Genomic DNA, 14,963 nt, shown 5'->3' with positions numbered 1-14,963 from the left:
TTTGAACAACACTTATAAGTGATATTTTGCTCCCCAAATGATGTTATAAACATCAATATATGGAGTATTTTATGACACGTAGACCAAGAAGAAATCATTCAAATGACTTTAAAGCTAAGGTAGCACTTGCTGCGATTAAAGCAGAAAAAACACTTGCTGAATTGAGTGCTGAATTTGATGTTCATCAAAACCAAATTATTGACTGGAAAAATCAACTGATTTCAGCTTCCTCGCAAGCTTTCGATCAATCAAAAGCTCCAACAGAACCACCCATCGATCTAAAAAAACTACATGCAAAAATCGGTGAGCAGGCATTAGAAATTGATTTTTTAGAAGGTGTGTTGAAGAAACTGGGTCGCTTCAACCACAAAAGTTAATCGATGACTCACTTCAGATTTCAGTATCTAAGCAAGCTAAGCTGCTGAAAGTCTCCCGTGGTTGTTATTACTATCGCCCAAAACCTGTGAGTGAATCAGATCTGAAGCTGATGCGCTGTATGGATGAGTTACATATGCAATACCCTTTTGCAGGTAGCCGTATGATGCGTGATTTATTGAATCGTCAAGGACATCATATAGGACGACGTCATACACGTACTTTAATGAAGAAAATGGGCATTAATGCGTTATATCGTAAACCAAATCTAAGTCAGGCCAATCAAGCTCACCGTAAATATCCATATCTGCTCAAAGGATTGGCTATTCAGCGCAGTAATCAAGTGTGGTCTACGGATATAACGTATATCCCTATGGCAAAAGGCTTTGTTTATTTATGTGCTGTGATTGATTGGCATAGCCGCAAGGTACTTGCGCATAGAGTATCGATTAGTATGGAGGTTACATTTTGCATAGAAACATTAAATGAAGCTATTGAAAAATATGGCCGACCTGAAGTCTTTAATACAGACCAAGGCAGTCAGTTTACCAGTGATGCATTTATTGATGTATTGAAATCAAATGGCATTCAAATCAGTATGGATGGTAAAGGTCGATGGGTTGATAATGTGATGGTTGAACGATTATGGCGGAGCGTTAAATATGAAGAGGTGTATCTCAAAGCCTACAGCAATGTTTTGGATGCGAAGAAGCAATTAAACGCATATTTTGAATTTTATAATTTGAAACGACCTCATTCGAGTCTGGACAAAATGACTCCAGATGAGTTTTACTATGACCAGCTACCACAACAAAATAAGGTAGCTTAACTAGAGCAGAGTATCACTTATAAATAAGCTTTTAGTTGTTCAAACAAGTGGGACCACCTCTCTAAGTCGAAACGAATACATTTCAATTCATTGCTAGAGAATCTGTCATATCCTGCTATAGAGCGATAAACACTTTAATGTTGCTTTGAAATATTCATTTGCAGCACTAGGGTCTGTGGACATTTCATAAATGGCTTGCGTTGTAGGTTAAAATTGAGCAGGCAAGGCATGAAATGAAGAGAATAGCGAGACTATTTTTAAATTTCATAACGTAGCCTGAGATAATTTTAGCCACAACCCTTCGGGACTAGCGTGTTTTTTGGCGCTTCGTCGTTACGAACTACTCATTTAGAATGACTAAATTTCGTATTTCGCGCCTAGAATCGCCTAAAAAACACACCTAGTCGCAAACATAGACGAATTGTCCACAGACCCTATTGAAGTAGATATGCCTCATTTATTCCGCATTCTTCAACAAAGAATGCATCATGCGAAACTAAAATGACGGCACCTTTAAATTGCTCAATGGCTTGTGCAAGTAGCATTCTAGATTCAATGTCTAAGTGATTTTCAGGTTCATCCAACAAAAGTAAATCAACACCATTGGCTGCTTGACTGATGGCTAATAATGCGACTTTAAGCTTTTCCCCACCACTTAATTGCCCCAACTTGAACAAGGCTTTCTCGCGACGGATACGTAATTGTCCCAAAAGTTTTCGCCACTCAACTTCAGCAATTTGAGGGTTAAACATGGCTAAATTTTCAATCACCGTGAGATCATTATTTAACAGACTAAAGTTTTGATCCAGATATAGACAAGCACCATTAAAAAAGATTTCCTGAGTCTGATGATGAGCAATCATTTTTAACAAGGTTGATTTTCCAATACCGTTGGCACCTTTAAGCTGAATTTTTTCACCAGCACGCAATGAAAATTTGATTTTTTGTGTCGATGCATAGGGCAATCTTAAATCATTGATTCTCAATATTTCACCTTGACGCGCGCTATGCAGTTGAAATTCAAACCTTTGAGGCTTAATTTTCTCTAGTTTACTTTGTTTATCTTGTAAATCATGTTGTGAATCATCCATTTGACGAAGTTGTTGCGTGCGTAATTTTCCAAAACTTTGTCCAGCTTGCTCCTTTTTAAAGTCGAGTAGAATTTTAGCTTGAGAGTTTGAGTCACGTAGTTGGGCACCTTTACGTTGCCGTTTCTGAGCTTTCATTAAGCTTTCGTGTTGTTGTTGCTTTAACTGTTTTAATTCACGTTTATCTTGTTGAATCGACTGAGTTAAAGCATCGATCTGTTGCTGATGTTGTAGAATGTAGTCTGTATAATTTCCACGGATGTGCTGCAATCCCAATTCGGTTAATGCATAAATATGTTGAACCTGATCAAGCAATTGACGGTCATGACTGATCAGACATACACCAGCAGGATGAGCCAAAATAGACTCCATAAGCCATTGTCTAGATTGAATATCCAAATGATTACTCGGTTCATCTAACAGCAAATAATGATCTTGCTTTAAGAATAAACGACACAAAGCTAATTTGGTTTTTTGTCCTTCACTCAGTTGTTGAATTGGATAATTTAAATCCATCGGTAACTGTGTGTTATGTAAAATCTGTTGCCATTTTTGTGGCAGATCCCAAGCATTCTCAACCAAGTCATAATCTTCAAAACTGGCAGTATTTTCCTCAATCCGTTGAAATGCACGATGTAAGTGTTCAACCTCCAATCCTTGAGCAATGGTTTGTGCTTCTAAGCGTTGCAATTGTGCTAAATAGTCATGCTGGATATGCCACGTTATTTGACCGCTATACGCGAGATTTGAATATTGTTGCAAATGCAAAATCTGAAAAAGTAATGATTTACCTAGACCATTTCGTCCAATCAAAGCTGAACTTTGCCCTGAATAAAGCACCAAATTCAATTGATTAAACAAATCTTGAGTGGGGAATGCCAAACTCAGATTAGAAATAATACATGCCTGTTGCATGGGAGAACCCTCATATAGAGGATGCACAAAATAGTATGAAATAAAGCTATAAATAACAGGGTTATTCTATTTATCGTTAGTGTGGTATCAGAACCAAAAGATAAGTTTTGCCTTGAGTAAAATCTATTTTGCACATCAAAAGTTAAAAATAATGATGAGAAAATGACTTACTTCATTGGCGTTACTCTTTAAAAGATGAGTTGAGAATGTCTATTTTATAAAATTCAAACCAGATGTCAATCCATGTTTATGGATGATATTGGATAACTTAAAAAATCCCTAGCTTTTAACAACCAGGGATTTTTTTAGATTCAAACCACTCTCTATTAAATCAAGAGGTTGCCTTAATGACTTCTGCAACAGAGCTTGCCACATAGTCAATATTTTTCAAGTTTAAACCAGCAGCGCACATACGACCGCTACGAACCAAGTAAATGGCATATTGATCTTTCAAAATATCCACTTGCTCAGCAGTTAAACCTGTATAACTAAACATACCTTGTTGGGCAGTCAGATAATCAAAGTTGCGATCAGGCAGAGCAGTAGATAATTTTGCTTTTAACAGTTCGCGCATTTGAATAATACGCTCACGCATTTCTTTAAGTTCTGCATGCCATTGTTCAGTCAGCGTTGCGTCGTTCAATACATTATCGACCACTAACGCACCAGTTGTTGGTGGGCTTGAGTAAATACGACGTACAGTTGCTTTTAACTGACCTAAAACTTTTTGTGCTGTTGCTTGATCATCACATATGAATGTCAAACCACCAACACGCTCACCGTACAGTGAGAAAATTTTAGAGAATGAATTGCTGACAATAAAATTTAAACCAGATTGATCTAAAGCACGAATGGCATAAGCATCTTCTTCTAAGCCTTGCCCAAAACCTTGATAAGCAATATCAAGGAAGGGGATTAGATCACGTGCTTTTAAGACTTCAATAACACGATCCCATTCAGCAGGTGTTAAATCTGCCCCAGTTGGGTTATGGCAACATGGATGCAGTAGAACGATACCTTTGGCTGGAATTTGTTTTAAATCTTCCAACATGCCCTCAATATCAACACCATTGCTTGCAGCATCAAAGTAGCGATAGAAATGCGAATTGATTCCTGCGCCATTGAAAATTGCAATATGGTTTTCCCAAGTCGGTTGGCTGACCCAAACATCAGATTCAGGGAAATATTTTTTGAGAAAATCAGCCCCCACTTTGAGCGCACCAGAACCACCCAGTGTCTGAATAGTCACAGCACGACCATCTTTACGTGCTTGACTGTTTTCGCCTAACACTAATTTTTGGGTCGCTTCGTTATAAGACTTTGAACCGTCCATTGGTAAATAAAGCTTTACCTTATCATTGCTTGGTTCAATATTCTTCAACGCTGCTTTTACAGCATTTAACTGAGGAACAATCGTGTCCTCATTATAATAAAGACCAATACTTAAATTTACTTTATGTGTCCGTTCATCCTTACCAAAGGCTTCCATTAAAGAAAGAATTGGATCACCTGCATAAGGATCTACATGTTGAAACATGGTCTCAAGTCCTAAATCAAACGAAGATATTCGTGTTTGATAATATAGGTAATTCGAAGTCCGACTCAACAGCAGAATGAAGTTTATTTTTTATTATTTATTCAACTTTAGATGAAGTTCAGTCTTATTTGTCTATATTTACGACTGAATTTGCGATTAAAGCAGAAGCTAAGTAGAAAATAAGTAATATATGGTGGTTAATGCTAGGCACAAAATATTTTAAAATATGGCTTGCCTTTAATTCGCATTATTGTGACCTGAATGATAAAACTATTGTCCTAGATTTAGCTTCTTGTCATCATAGCGTGAAAGCAATTTTAATTTTGGAAGATTCTTAATGTTACTCAATTATCAATACGATCAAGCCCAATCTACATCGGAAAATCAACAAACACTTGTTTTGATCCATGGCTTGTTTGGTAGTTTAAGTAATTTAGGGATTATTGCACGCGCCTTTCAAGAAAAATTTAATATATTGCAACTCGATGTGCGTAACCACGGGCATTCTGAACACTCTGTAGAAATGAATTATACGCTCATGGCATCTGATGTTTTGGAAACACTCGACCATCTCAAGATTGAAACTTTTGTTGTTGTTGGGCACTCCATGGGCGGTAAAATTGCAATGAAACTGGCGGATCTTGCACAGGATCGTATGTTGAAGATGGTGGTTCTAGATATGACACCTTATGCATATCAAGAAAATCACCATGATCAAATTTTTAAAGCATTATTTGCTGTTGAAAATGCGCAATTGGAGTCTCGAAAAGAAGCCACTGAGCTTATGCGCCAATATTTAAAAGAAGAAATGGTCATTCAATTTTTATTGAAATCTTTTAATAAAGGAAAGTGGCTATTCAATGTGCACGCATTATTTAACCATTATGCTGATATTTTGGACTGGCAAAATCAGTCGGTAAATACAGTCCCAGCATTATTTATCAAAGGTGGAAATTCTCCCTATATTTCAAAACCAGAGCATTTTGATGCAATTGAATCACAATTTAGCCACAGCCAAGTTGAAATCATTCAACAGGTTGGTCATTGGTTGCATGCCGAAAAACCCGCTGAAGTAAATCAATTGATTTCTACCTTTATAGAGAAATAATCAGATAAAATTTCGAATTTCCACAGCACTTCATAAATCAATATTTTTGAATTATTGTGCTTAGCCTCATGAGTAAATGCTCATTATGTCATGATGTATTATTAGTTTTAATATTTAAAAAATACATATTTTGAATTGAACATTGCACATGCACACAAAAAAAATCGTCTGGGCGGATTTTACAATTTATTTAAAACTGACCTGTGTAGCGATGCTATGGGGTGGAACTTTTATTGCAGGGCGTGTGATTGCCTTTGAAATGTCTGCCCAAATCGCAGCGTTGATGCGTTTTATCGTTGCCTCTATTTTACTGATGATAATTTTGATAAAAGTTGAAGGGTCATTTAAAACAATAAACCTTAAACAGCATTTACTCACTGCATGTATGGGACTCACTGGGGTATTTGGCTATAATATTTTTTTCTTTGGTGCGTTATCGCATATGGAAGCAGGGCGAACCGCTTTATTTGTTAGTCTCTCCCCGATATTGACCATAATTGCAGCACGAATTCTTTTCAAAGAAAAGCTCTCGAAATTTAACTATTTGGGTGTGGTTCTCGCATTTTTTGGAACTTTACTGGTTGTGACCAAAGGTCATCTTTTTTCTCAGTTAAATACTTCTTTTGGAATGGGTGAATTAATGATGAGTTGTGCTGTACTCAGTTGGGTTGCATATACATTGCTTTGTAAAAAAATTGTGGGTTTATCACCACTGATCATTACAACCTATTCAACACTTTGGGGGCTATTTTTCTTATCTATGAGCTTTATACCGTATCTTCGACAATGGCAAAGTTTTACGTTCCATGCCAGTATTTATTTGAGTGTCCTTTATTTAGGCGCTTTAGGTACAGTGTTGGCATTCGTATGGTATGCACAAGGCATTGCAAAAATAGGTACATCCAGAACAATTATTTTTAACAATTTAGTGCCTTTATTTGCAGTACTACTGGCATTTTTACTTCTTAATGAACCAATAACAGTAGTAATGTTGGTCGGCGGCGCAATGAGTTTTATTGGTGTCTTAATGACCAATAAAAAAACCTTTAAATCGGAAAGACACACGCTGTTCGACGGGCATGTCAGAAAATCGAAATAGCATAGGATTTAATTGATATTTTCCAAATCAAAAGATATTGAATTATTATCGGAAAATAAGTTTTAAAAATGATTTGGTTTCTTCAATAGAACAGCCCTCAAAAGAGGGCTGTTCTATAATCATTAGATTCAGTTTAAATTAAAATAAAACGGGTATAGATTTTTTACTAAACCTCTATCCAAGTATCTTTTACTTCTTGAGAGTCTTTGGTCAGAATAACTTTTTGATCTTGGATTTGTCCCACCCATGAGGTTGGGATCAGATGATGGTGTCCATCTCCATGTTTGGTCAGTTTAATTTGATCTGAACCTACCAGATGATCTACCTCACCAACTTTAGTTCCGCACGCAGCGATAACATCAGCATGATTTTTAATACTCTCAACATTGATAGAAGTCATTTGATTCTTTCCTATTGAAATGTGATTTGAGTATTCACCATAGCCTAAAGATCTCAGAGAGTCTTGGAATGAAAAGGAAACACTACAAGACCATCTAAACATTTACTTAAGGCTTTAAGATTGCTACATGGTAATGTCTTGAAATAAAAAACATTGTAGTATTTAATTCTTAATAATTAATTGTTTTTATTGACTATTTTTTGTTGTTTTTAACACTTTTATCGTAGTTTTGACAAAACTAAACTTCATTTGAATTGAATCATTAAAATGGGCTTCTTATGTGAGTAAAAAAATAAATTGATAAAATAAAGTACTGATACACGACTAAAAACGACAGGCTAAGCAGGGGGCTAATTTTTTAATCTTCATGACTAAATCAATTAGATACGAGTTTAAATGTCATCACATGAACTTATAAACTTCACTTAAAAGGTTCAACATTTGGATGATACTGGTAGATAATCAAAAAAATGACTAAACTACCAGTCATAAAATAATAAACTTATCAATTCTATTGAGTATTCAATAGTTTGTACTAAATGGATTTTTTAACTCTACTAAGACGTTTTTTTAAATAGTTTAGAAGGTGTAAATAGATGTGTCTTAATTTGATCTGCTTGAATTTTTCTAAAAATGGTTTGATAGGTATTAAATTTTGAAAGACGTTTATCATCTGTATTTGAATAATCCATAACATTGTCTGTAAAACCTTGATGAAATCTCATTTCATTATCATGAAATGTATGTAATAAGCCTAATGTATGGTTTAATTCATGTGCTATCACTTCGATGTAAGGTGGGGCATCGGCAAATATAACGACAGATTTTCCCCATTCTATATCTTTTGTTCTGTAAAGAGGCTCTATTTCAGGTTCTCGTTTAAAAAGTCGAGTATCAGCCTCAAAACTTGCAGATCCTTCAAGGACTGATCCAGGCTCAATCATTGTCATAACATCTTTTTTCAGGACAGGATCATAAACCATCTGATAAATAGGCTCATATCTCATTGCGATCGGTGCAAAAAAGACATATCTATGGGATTCATACGATGAATTTATGGGTAATAATTTAAAGTTTTTTCTCTCATATAACTTCAATAATTCCGCTTTAAATTTTTCACTATTATCCTCAACTAAATAAGTGACTTCTCCCTCTGCTGTATCTTTTTTATGAAATTCATTCACTGGAACGTAGAGCTGGTCTGGATCTCCAATTTTAGTTTCATCTTCGATTTTGATTTTATCTGACCACCATTTTTGTACAAATGCCTGAACTTCTGAATCAGTTTTAGCAAGGCGATCTAAATCAAATACTTCTTTTCTAACCACATCTGCGATCATTAAACATTGGTTAAATATTCTATTTTTTAATTCCCATTCATAATTTTTCGGCTTTTCTAAAATTTTTCCATTTACTTTGACATCAACCATAATTAAGTTAATCACAAAAATTTCTTTATTCTTAGCGACTAAAAGCATACCTACATTTTGTATTTTTCCAGACTTTTTTGCTTGTACCAGAATATATTCATTTTGGCTCAATGTGTCTCCTGAACAAATAATATTAATGGCTTTTTTCTTTTTATAAGAAAAACGTCTTTGTGTTGCTAACTGTTCTGCAATTCGACCAGAGTTGATAAAATTTGCCAGAGGTTCTTCAACCATTTGAGCTTGTTGATCTTTTCCAAACGTTGAAATTTTTAGACATGAATTTGAAGATTTAAAAATTAGGATAGTGCCATCATCGGTTAAAGGACTTTTATCATCATCTGGACTTTGATGAATCTCTAAATCAAGATTGGCGCCTTGACTATTGATTTGATCGCTACCTAATGTTCCAGGACAGTTTGTTGCAAAAATGGATAGCCAAGCGGGTAGATAAAGACCTTTATTAATAAATACGCCCCTACCACCATCAAATTGATGGTTAAGCATACGTCGCACAACATTATCATAATCTTTAATTACGGTATCTTTTTTATTTTCATCAGTGTCGATAATTGTTAATGGATATATATATTCATCACGAACCCAATCAAAACCAAATTCACCATTATAATCTGCTGCAACAGGCTCCCCAATTTTATAAGGACGTCTAAAGTGTACAAAGAAATTTCTTAAGCACGTTTGGCATACACTACCTTTTTCTGGACTTGATTCGATGCGCATCATTTTTATTATGACTCCGATGATGTAAGGCTTTTTATATATTCATGTTAAACAAGATAGTAATTTAAAAAAAATTAAGTGAATAAGGTGTAAAAATTGTTTGTCATTTTGTTTTTAAGACAAACTTTAATGACCGCATTGATTCATATTTTATTCTGATATTCTCAATGGCATGGGCATTTGATTTTCTTCCAGTTTTTTATTCTATTATAGTTGTTCTCATACATACATTGAACTTTAAGCTAGCTGATTAAAGCTGAGAGAATGTTCATTAAACATCTGACTTAGGAGAATAGGCGGTTGAGAATAACGATCTACAAAAAGAATAGAATTAACTTAATTTGCCAAAACCTTATTATGCTAAGATATTGAAAATACATAGCAATCTAAGCTTATGCGCGCTTTTCCTATCCAATATAGACTGAGTGGATTTTATTTTTGGTATTATTCAATCGTCGGAACTTTTTTACCGTATTGGAGTTTATACCTTCAAGATCAAGGATTTAACTATAAAGAGATAGGCTTACTATCTTCCATTGCAATATTAACACGAATATTTGCGCCTTTTATCTGGGGATTTATTGCAGATAAAACAGGGAAGCGAATGCTTCTAGTCCGCATTGCAACATGGATGGAAGCGACAATTTGGTTTCTGATTTTTATTATTCCCAATAATATGCAATCAATTGCGTTGCTTATGCTGATCTTTAGCTTTTTTCAAAATGCAATTCTAGCACAATTCGAAGGTGTCACTTTATTTTGGCTTGGAAATAAACATACAGCAGAATATGGGAAAATAAGAAAGTGGGGGTCCATTGGATTTATTGTAGGCGTATTTAGTATAGGGGCAATACTTGACGTTATTAATGTTAAATATTTACCTATCATGCTGTTATGTATCGCATTTAGTGCTTTTATTTGGTCATTTTCAATTAAAGAGCCGAGTTCTGCTCCAAGTGCCCAAAAAATACTAGAACCTTTATTGCCGATAATTAAAAGACCTGTTGTGCTCGCATTCTTTACAATTGAATTTATTATGCTTTTTGCACAAGCACCATTTTACAGCTTTTATAGTAATTACTTAAAACTCGCTGGATTTAATACCACACAAATTGGCTTTTTGTGGGCTGTTGGCGTTATTGCTGAAATTATGATGTTTAATTACGCCAATTTTTTTCTTAGTCGCTTTTCATGGCGAAGTTTAGTGGCTTTATGTTTGGTCATGACCAGTATTCGTTTTATATTAGCGGGTCTATTCTCCGAAAGTTTCTTGCTTCAATTCATTTCGCAGAGCTTTCATGCCTTCAGCTTTGGGCTATTTCATATCATTGCAATGCGAGTCATTCTACAAAACTTTGCTGCACAGCAACAAGGCAGAGGGCAAGCTTTATATAGTACAATGTGGGGACTTGGTGTTGCTTCAGGAAGTATTCTGGCTGGGCATTATTGGGAACAATTAACAGGAGCATATATTTTTATTATTGCAGGGCTGTCAGCCTTGTTTGGATTATTCTTGATTCAATTCTTACCTAAAACTTTGCAAGCGGCATCAAAGTGAATGAATCTCTTTTATAATAAAGAGAACCATTCACTTAAACTGTTAGCCAAGTAAATGCACAATGATGTGAGCCATAAAAGGTCCAACCAATACCATAAAAATACCTGCTAAAACCATAGTTAAACTTGCGATAACACCTTCATCTTTGTGACGCATATATGCTTTACTGGCACCAAATCCATGCGCTGCATTTCCTAAAGAAGCGCCTTGAGCGAAACTTGATTTAAGCTTTAAGCAACCTAAAACCAAATCTCCAATCAGCATACCTGTAACCCCAGTGATCATGGTAAATAAAATCACCAGTTCAACTGAACCTCCGATATGAGTACTCAGTTCCATGGCAAACGGTGTGGAAATTGACCGCGCCATTAAACTATAGGTGGTCGTTTGATCGAAGTTAAATAACTTGGCTAGATAAAAAGCACTGATCATTCCTGCAAGCATTCCTATGACAACACCCATCGAAATCGAAATAAGATGTGCCTTGATAATCTGGCGATATTCAAAAATTGGAATCGCAAAAGCCACCGTTGCAGGTCCAAGCATCCAGATAATCCATTGACTATCCAGCATATAGGCATCATAAGAAATATGAGTAGTCAGTAAAATTGCAATTAAAACAGTAGGAACAAGTATTGCGGGTGATAAAACAAGATATGGAAACTTTTGATAAAGCCTTTTAACCAATATATAAGCAACCAATGTTAGTACAACACAAAAAATTGAAATAATGGACATTATTTATCTCCATGAACCAGTTGTGTTGTTTTAACTGTGGCTCGCTGACTGAGTTTTTTCTCTAACTTAAAGCCAAGATGAACACTATATGCAGTGAAGATCATCACGCAAATTGTGCCTAATACAACGACGACAATAAGTTGCCATCCTTCAGTCATAAACAAGTCTTTGTATCGCATTAAACCGATAAAACATGGGATAAAAAATAGGACCAATTCACCTAATATAAAATCTGAACCTGATTTGATCCAATTCAATTTAAATATACCTGTCATTAATCCAAATAAGACCATAAACAAACCAATAACAGCCGCAGAGATTGGCAAATTAAATTGTTTTTGAATTATTGAACCCATCCACCAAATCAAGATTAAAAGTCCAATTTGTAAGACAACTTTGTAAATTGATGAGAATGAATGGTGTTGAGTATGTGTAGACATTTACAGGCAGATATTTTCAAGAGATGTGTTATTTTAGTTGCAAATATTGCAGCATATTATGAATAATTAAACCATAATTATGCGTATTTGGAATAATTAATGGATATCAAAAACCTTAAAATTTTTGTGGAAATCGTTCATTGTGAAAGCTTTACGCTTGCTGCTGATCGATTGTTTATGACTCAGCCAACAATTAGTAAATCAATCAAACATTTAGAAGAAGAACTCGGCACGGCATTATTTAAAAAGGGAGAGGCTGGCAGAAAAAGGGAAGTCGTACTCACCTATATTGGAGAATTAATCTATCAACATGCTTTAAATATTTTAAGTGAACAAAAACTGATTTTTGATAACATTGATCAGGTTCAAGATTTAAAAAAAGGTAAATTAACCATAGGCTTGCCACCATTAGGTTCAGTTTTACTCAGTCCATTGATTGCCTTGTTTCATAAAAATTACCCAGATATTCAACTGAAATTTCTTGAGGTTGGAGCTAATGCAATTGAAGAAGCTATTGCAGCAAAAAGCATTGATGTAGGCATTTTATTGGGAAATTTAAGACCAAGTTTTGCTGCAATTCCTGTGATAGATTCGCCAATGTGTCTATTGGCTAAGAAAAGTTCACATTGGAATCAAAAAAATACTGTGAATCTAAATGAACTTAAAGAAGAAAAATTTTTACTTTATGCTGATTCATTTACTTTAAACAAAATGATTATTCAGGCTGCGAACTCCGTAGGTTTTGAACCCAAAGTTGTTTGTAAAAGCAGTCAATGGGACTTTATTACCAAGATGGTAGAATTCAATATGGGGATTGCAATTTTACCTAAAATTTACTGTGACCAGTTAGATCCGCAAAAGTTTTGCTCAGCCATACTCAATGAACCTAAATTACATTGGACACTGAGTATGGCTTGGAATATTACAGTAGCGATGAGTCCTGCAACCAAGGCATGGTTGAATATCGTTGAAATGAACCGGGAGAAAATTCATTTTTAATGGGGCATATTTTACGTTAGATTATACGACGTATTGATTTTCAATGGTTTAAACAAATTTTAGGTGTGGTATGGAATTTACATTAAAAGAATTAAATCAAATTTATTTATTTTTACTTAATCGTCCTGAAGATTCGGCTGTTAAGTTGATGAAGAAGATCGAGTCCAAATATAAGTTTTGTTGGATGTGTCAGGAGTTGGTGTTGCCTGAAAAATTTGAAGCTCATGAACAAGCGCATTTAAAGCGTTTTAGTAAATAAATAAGAAGCATGTATATCAAATCTTAAGTATACATATGTTATTCCCAAGTAGAAATGTCCTACCTAATAACCAAATAGAAATGTCCTATATGGACATTTCCAAGTCAAGCACAGGATTTAGATTTCGTTCTTGAATTGCTGTTTTCTGTGCACGTCTGCTTGGCATCTTTTGAGAACGATTACGTTTGTTTTGCTGTTCCAGTTCTTCATGCTGTTGTTGAATATGATTCAGAACAGCACCCAACCGTTTATTCTCAACAATCTCTCGCTGATTCAGCTGACTTAATTTATCGAAGAGGCTGTAATTGATCTTTCGGCTATTATGCATGATGGCTACAGTACCATCCGGGTATTCAAGGAACTCAAGATACTTACCGATCAACCTTTGATTTTCTTCGGTGTTTTCCAGGAGATATACGCATTTATCATAAGTAATCGTCAGGCTATTCGTGACTCTGCGGGGTTCACGCCAAGTAAAAATATCATCTAATTCTTCGGCTGTTTCAGTGATAGACCGATGTAGATTCTTAGGATTAAAAGCCATCTTGGCGAACTTCTGATTGAACTGCTCAATGAAGCAGGGTAGCCAGACATTCGCTTGCTCAATCGAACAGATGCCTTTCAGGCGCATCTCCTTGATCAGACGGTCCTGAAGGGTTCTGTTGGCCCGTTCCACACGGCCTTTGGCCTGCGGTGAATTAGCGAAGATGATATCGATATTCAGGGTGCTGAGTACACGTCCAAACTGGGTAATCTTGGTGTCTTTCTTGCTGCTTTGATTCACTCTAAAGACTGAATGTTTGTCGCTGTAAAACGCTAAAGGCTTACCGTGCTGTTCGACATATAAGCGTGTTGAAATCATATAGTCAAAGGTTGATTCTGACTCACAGAAGCGTAAATGCTGCAATTTTCCTGTAGCATCATCGATAAACACCAGCAGACAGCATTTAGCAGCGCGTCCTTCAAACCAGTCATGGTGTGAGCCATCAATTTGGATCAGTTCACCAAAGCAATCCCGGTTGTAACGAGGCTGATACGGGCGTTTCAGGCGCTTGGATCGAGGCATCCATAAGTCAGCTGCAATCATCCAAGAACGCAGGGTTTCTACTGAAAGATCGAATCCATGTACGGTGGTGAGCTTTTCATGCGCTAAAGTGGGTCCGAAACCATGCAGTTGGTCAGAAACAATATTGAGGCACTTGAGTCTGAGTTCTTCAGGAAGTTTAGAATTGCTGATTTGGCCACGACCGGCATGGGCTAATGCAGATGGACCTTGAGCTTTGTATTTCTGCAGTAAGCGTCTGATCTGACGTTCTGAAATATGAAGTAGCTGAGCAGCCTGGGATTGAGTTATGCGTTGATCGCAGATTTCCTGCAAGACCGACAATCGTTTAAGTTCTTTATCCGACATAGACACCAACATATCAAACCGTCCGCTAAGGAAATTGCA

General features: G+C 35.8%; 13 protein-coding genes. 6 read left to right on the top strand and 7 right to left on the bottom strand.

The window, feature by feature from the left end:
• Positions 1 to 71 precede the first annotated feature (71 nt).
• Positions 72 to 1,204 (top strand): IS3 family transposase gene (locus F938_RS23615; RefSeq protein WP_223672967.1). Its coding sequence is split into 2 segments (ribosomal slippage): positions 72 to 324 and positions 324 to 1,204, totalling 1,134 coding nucleotides; the frame shifts between segments, so codons are not numbered across the junction.
• 434 nt (positions 1,205 to 1,638) lie between these two features.
• Here F938_RS23615 and F938_RS01795 read toward each other — a convergent pair.
• Both F938_RS01795 and F938_RS01790 read right to left on the bottom strand, forming a co-directional pair.
• On the bottom strand, positions 1,639 to 3,207 hold the full coding sequence (locus F938_RS01795) for an ATP-binding cassette domain-containing protein (RefSeq protein ID WP_005028853.1): 1,569 nt from the start codon (positions 3,205 to 3,207) through the stop codon (positions 1,639 to 1,641).
• 331 nt (positions 3,208 to 3,538) lie between these two features.
• On the bottom strand, positions 3,539 to 4,744 hold the full coding sequence (locus tag F938_RS01790) for an amino acid aminotransferase (RefSeq protein WP_005028851.1): 1,206 nt from the start codon (positions 4,742 to 4,744) through the stop codon (positions 3,539 to 3,541).
• A gap of 337 nt (positions 4,745 to 5,081) precedes the next feature.
• Between F938_RS01790 and F938_RS01785 the strand changes: the two genes are divergently transcribed.
• Both F938_RS01785 and F938_RS01780 read left to right on the top strand, forming a co-directional pair.
• On the top strand, positions 5,082 to 5,852 hold the full coding sequence (locus F938_RS01785) for an alpha/beta fold hydrolase (protein ID WP_004830798.1): 771 nt from the start codon (positions 5,082 to 5,084) through the stop codon (positions 5,850 to 5,852).
• Positions 5,853 to 6,000: 148 nt separating this feature from the next.
• Positions 6,001 to 6,951 (top strand): DMT family transporter, encoded by a 951-nt coding sequence (locus tag F938_RS01780; RefSeq protein ID WP_005028849.1) that lies wholly within the window; start codon positions 6,001 to 6,003, stop codon positions 6,949 to 6,951.
• Positions 6,952 to 7,117: 166 nt separating this feature from the next.
• Here F938_RS01780 and F938_RS01775 read toward each other — a convergent pair whose 3' ends face one another.
• Together F938_RS01775 and F938_RS01770 are read right to left on the bottom strand one after the other, a co-directional pair.
• Entirely contained in the window at positions 7,118 to 7,351 is a 234-nt protein-coding gene (locus F938_RS01775) for a DUF2171 domain-containing protein (protein WP_005028845.1), read from the bottom strand.
• 557 nt (positions 7,352 to 7,908) lie between these two features.
• Positions 7,909 to 9,522 carry a zinc metalloprotease gene (locus tag F938_RS01770; RefSeq protein WP_005028843.1) on the bottom strand — a complete coding sequence of 538 codons (1,614 nt, stop codon included), beginning with the start codon at positions 9,520 to 9,522 and terminating at the stop codon, positions 7,909 to 7,911.
• A gap of 391 nt (positions 9,523 to 9,913) precedes the next feature.
• Between F938_RS01770 and F938_RS01765 the strand changes: the two genes are divergently transcribed.
• Entirely contained in the window at positions 9,914 to 11,077 is a 1,164-nt protein-coding gene (locus tag F938_RS01765) for an MFS transporter (protein WP_005028840.1), read from the top strand.
• Between the two features lie 42 nt (positions 11,078 to 11,119).
• Here the strand turns inward: F938_RS01765 and F938_RS01760 are convergent, their stop codons facing one another.
• Together F938_RS01760 and F938_RS01755 are read right to left on the bottom strand one after the other, a co-directional pair.
• Positions 11,120 to 11,815 carry an LrgB family protein gene (locus F938_RS01760; protein ID WP_005028837.1) on the bottom strand — a complete coding sequence of 232 codons (696 nt, stop codon included), beginning with the start codon at positions 11,813 to 11,815 and terminating at the stop codon, positions 11,120 to 11,122.
• Positions 11,815 to 12,255 carry a CidA/LrgA family protein gene (locus tag F938_RS01755; RefSeq protein ID WP_005028835.1) on the bottom strand — a complete coding sequence of 147 codons (441 nt, stop codon included), beginning with the start codon at positions 12,253 to 12,255 and terminating at the stop codon, positions 11,815 to 11,817. The genes F938_RS01760 and F938_RS01755 overlap by 1 nt, the downstream gene beginning before the upstream one ends.
• Positions 12,256 to 12,354: 99 nt before the next feature.
• Here F938_RS01755 and F938_RS01750 point away from each other — a divergent pair, with 99 nt between their 5' ends.
• Positions 12,355 to 13,254, top strand: a complete 900-nt coding sequence (locus F938_RS01750; RefSeq protein WP_005028833.1) for a LysR family transcriptional regulator — start codon at positions 12,355 to 12,357, stop codon at positions 13,252 to 13,254.
• 70 nt (positions 13,255 to 13,324) lie between these two features.
• Positions 13,325 to 13,513 (top strand): hypothetical protein, encoded by a 189-nt coding sequence (locus tag F938_RS01745; RefSeq protein ID WP_004830790.1) that lies wholly within the window; start codon positions 13,325 to 13,327, stop codon positions 13,511 to 13,513.
• An 85-nt stretch (positions 13,514 to 13,598) separates the two neighbouring features.
• Here the strand turns inward: F938_RS01745 and F938_RS01740 are convergent, their stop codons facing one another.
• Entirely contained in the window at positions 13,599 to 14,924 is a 1,326-nt protein-coding gene (locus tag F938_RS01740) for an ISNCY family transposase (RefSeq protein WP_081313053.1), read from the bottom strand.
• Between the last annotated feature and the right edge of the window lie 39 nt (positions 14,925 to 14,963).

The sequence above is a fragment of the Acinetobacter bereziniae LMG 1003 = CIP 70.12 genome (assembly GCF_000368925.1).
Taxonomy (GTDB): Bacteria; Pseudomonadota; Gammaproteobacteria; order Pseudomonadales; family Moraxellaceae; genus Acinetobacter; species Acinetobacter bereziniae.
This window is presented reverse-complemented; position numbering and strand designations above follow the sequence as displayed.

Bases quoted from the DNA above. Each gene is read 5' to 3' on its own strand.
- F938_RS01795 (WP_005028853.1), bottom strand. From the start codon at position 3,207: ATGCAACAGGCATGTATTATTTCTAATCTGAGTTTGGCATTCCCCACT.
- F938_RS01790 (WP_005028851.1), bottom strand. From the start codon at position 4,744: ATGTTTCAACATGTAGATCCTTATGCAGGTGATCCAATTCTTTCTTTA.
- F938_RS01785 (WP_004830798.1), top strand. From the start codon at position 5,082: ATGTTACTCAATTATCAATACGATCAAGCCCAATCTACATCGGAAAAT.
- F938_RS01780 (WP_005028849.1), top strand. From the start codon at position 6,001: ATGCACACAAAAAAAATCGTCTGGGCGGATTTTACAATTTATTTAAAA.
- F938_RS01775 (WP_005028845.1), bottom strand. From the start codon at position 7,351: ATGACTTCTATCAATGTTGAGAGTATTAAAAATCATGCTGATGTTATC.
- F938_RS01770 (WP_005028843.1), bottom strand. From the start codon at position 9,522: ATGATGCGCATCGAATCAAGTCCAGAAAAAGGTAGTGTATGCCAAACG.
- F938_RS01765 (WP_005028840.1), top strand. From the start codon at position 9,914: ATGCGCGCTTTTCCTATCCAATATAGACTGAGTGGATTTTATTTTTGG.
- F938_RS01760 (WP_005028837.1), bottom strand. From the start codon at position 11,815: ATGTCCATTATTTCAATTTTTTGTGTTGTACTAACATTGGTTGCTTAT.
- F938_RS01755 (WP_005028835.1), bottom strand. From the start codon at position 12,255: ATGTCTACACATACTCAACACCATTCATTCTCATCAATTTACAAAGTT.
- F938_RS01750 (WP_005028833.1), top strand. From the start codon at position 12,355: ATGGATATCAAAAACCTTAAAATTTTTGTGGAAATCGTTCATTGTGAA.
- F938_RS01745 (WP_004830790.1), top strand. From the start codon at position 13,325: ATGGAATTTACATTAAAAGAATTAAATCAAATTTATTTATTTTTACTT.
- F938_RS01740 (WP_081313053.1), bottom strand. From the start codon at position 14,924: ATGTCGGATAAAGAACTTAAACGATTGTCGGTCTTGCAGGAAATCTGC.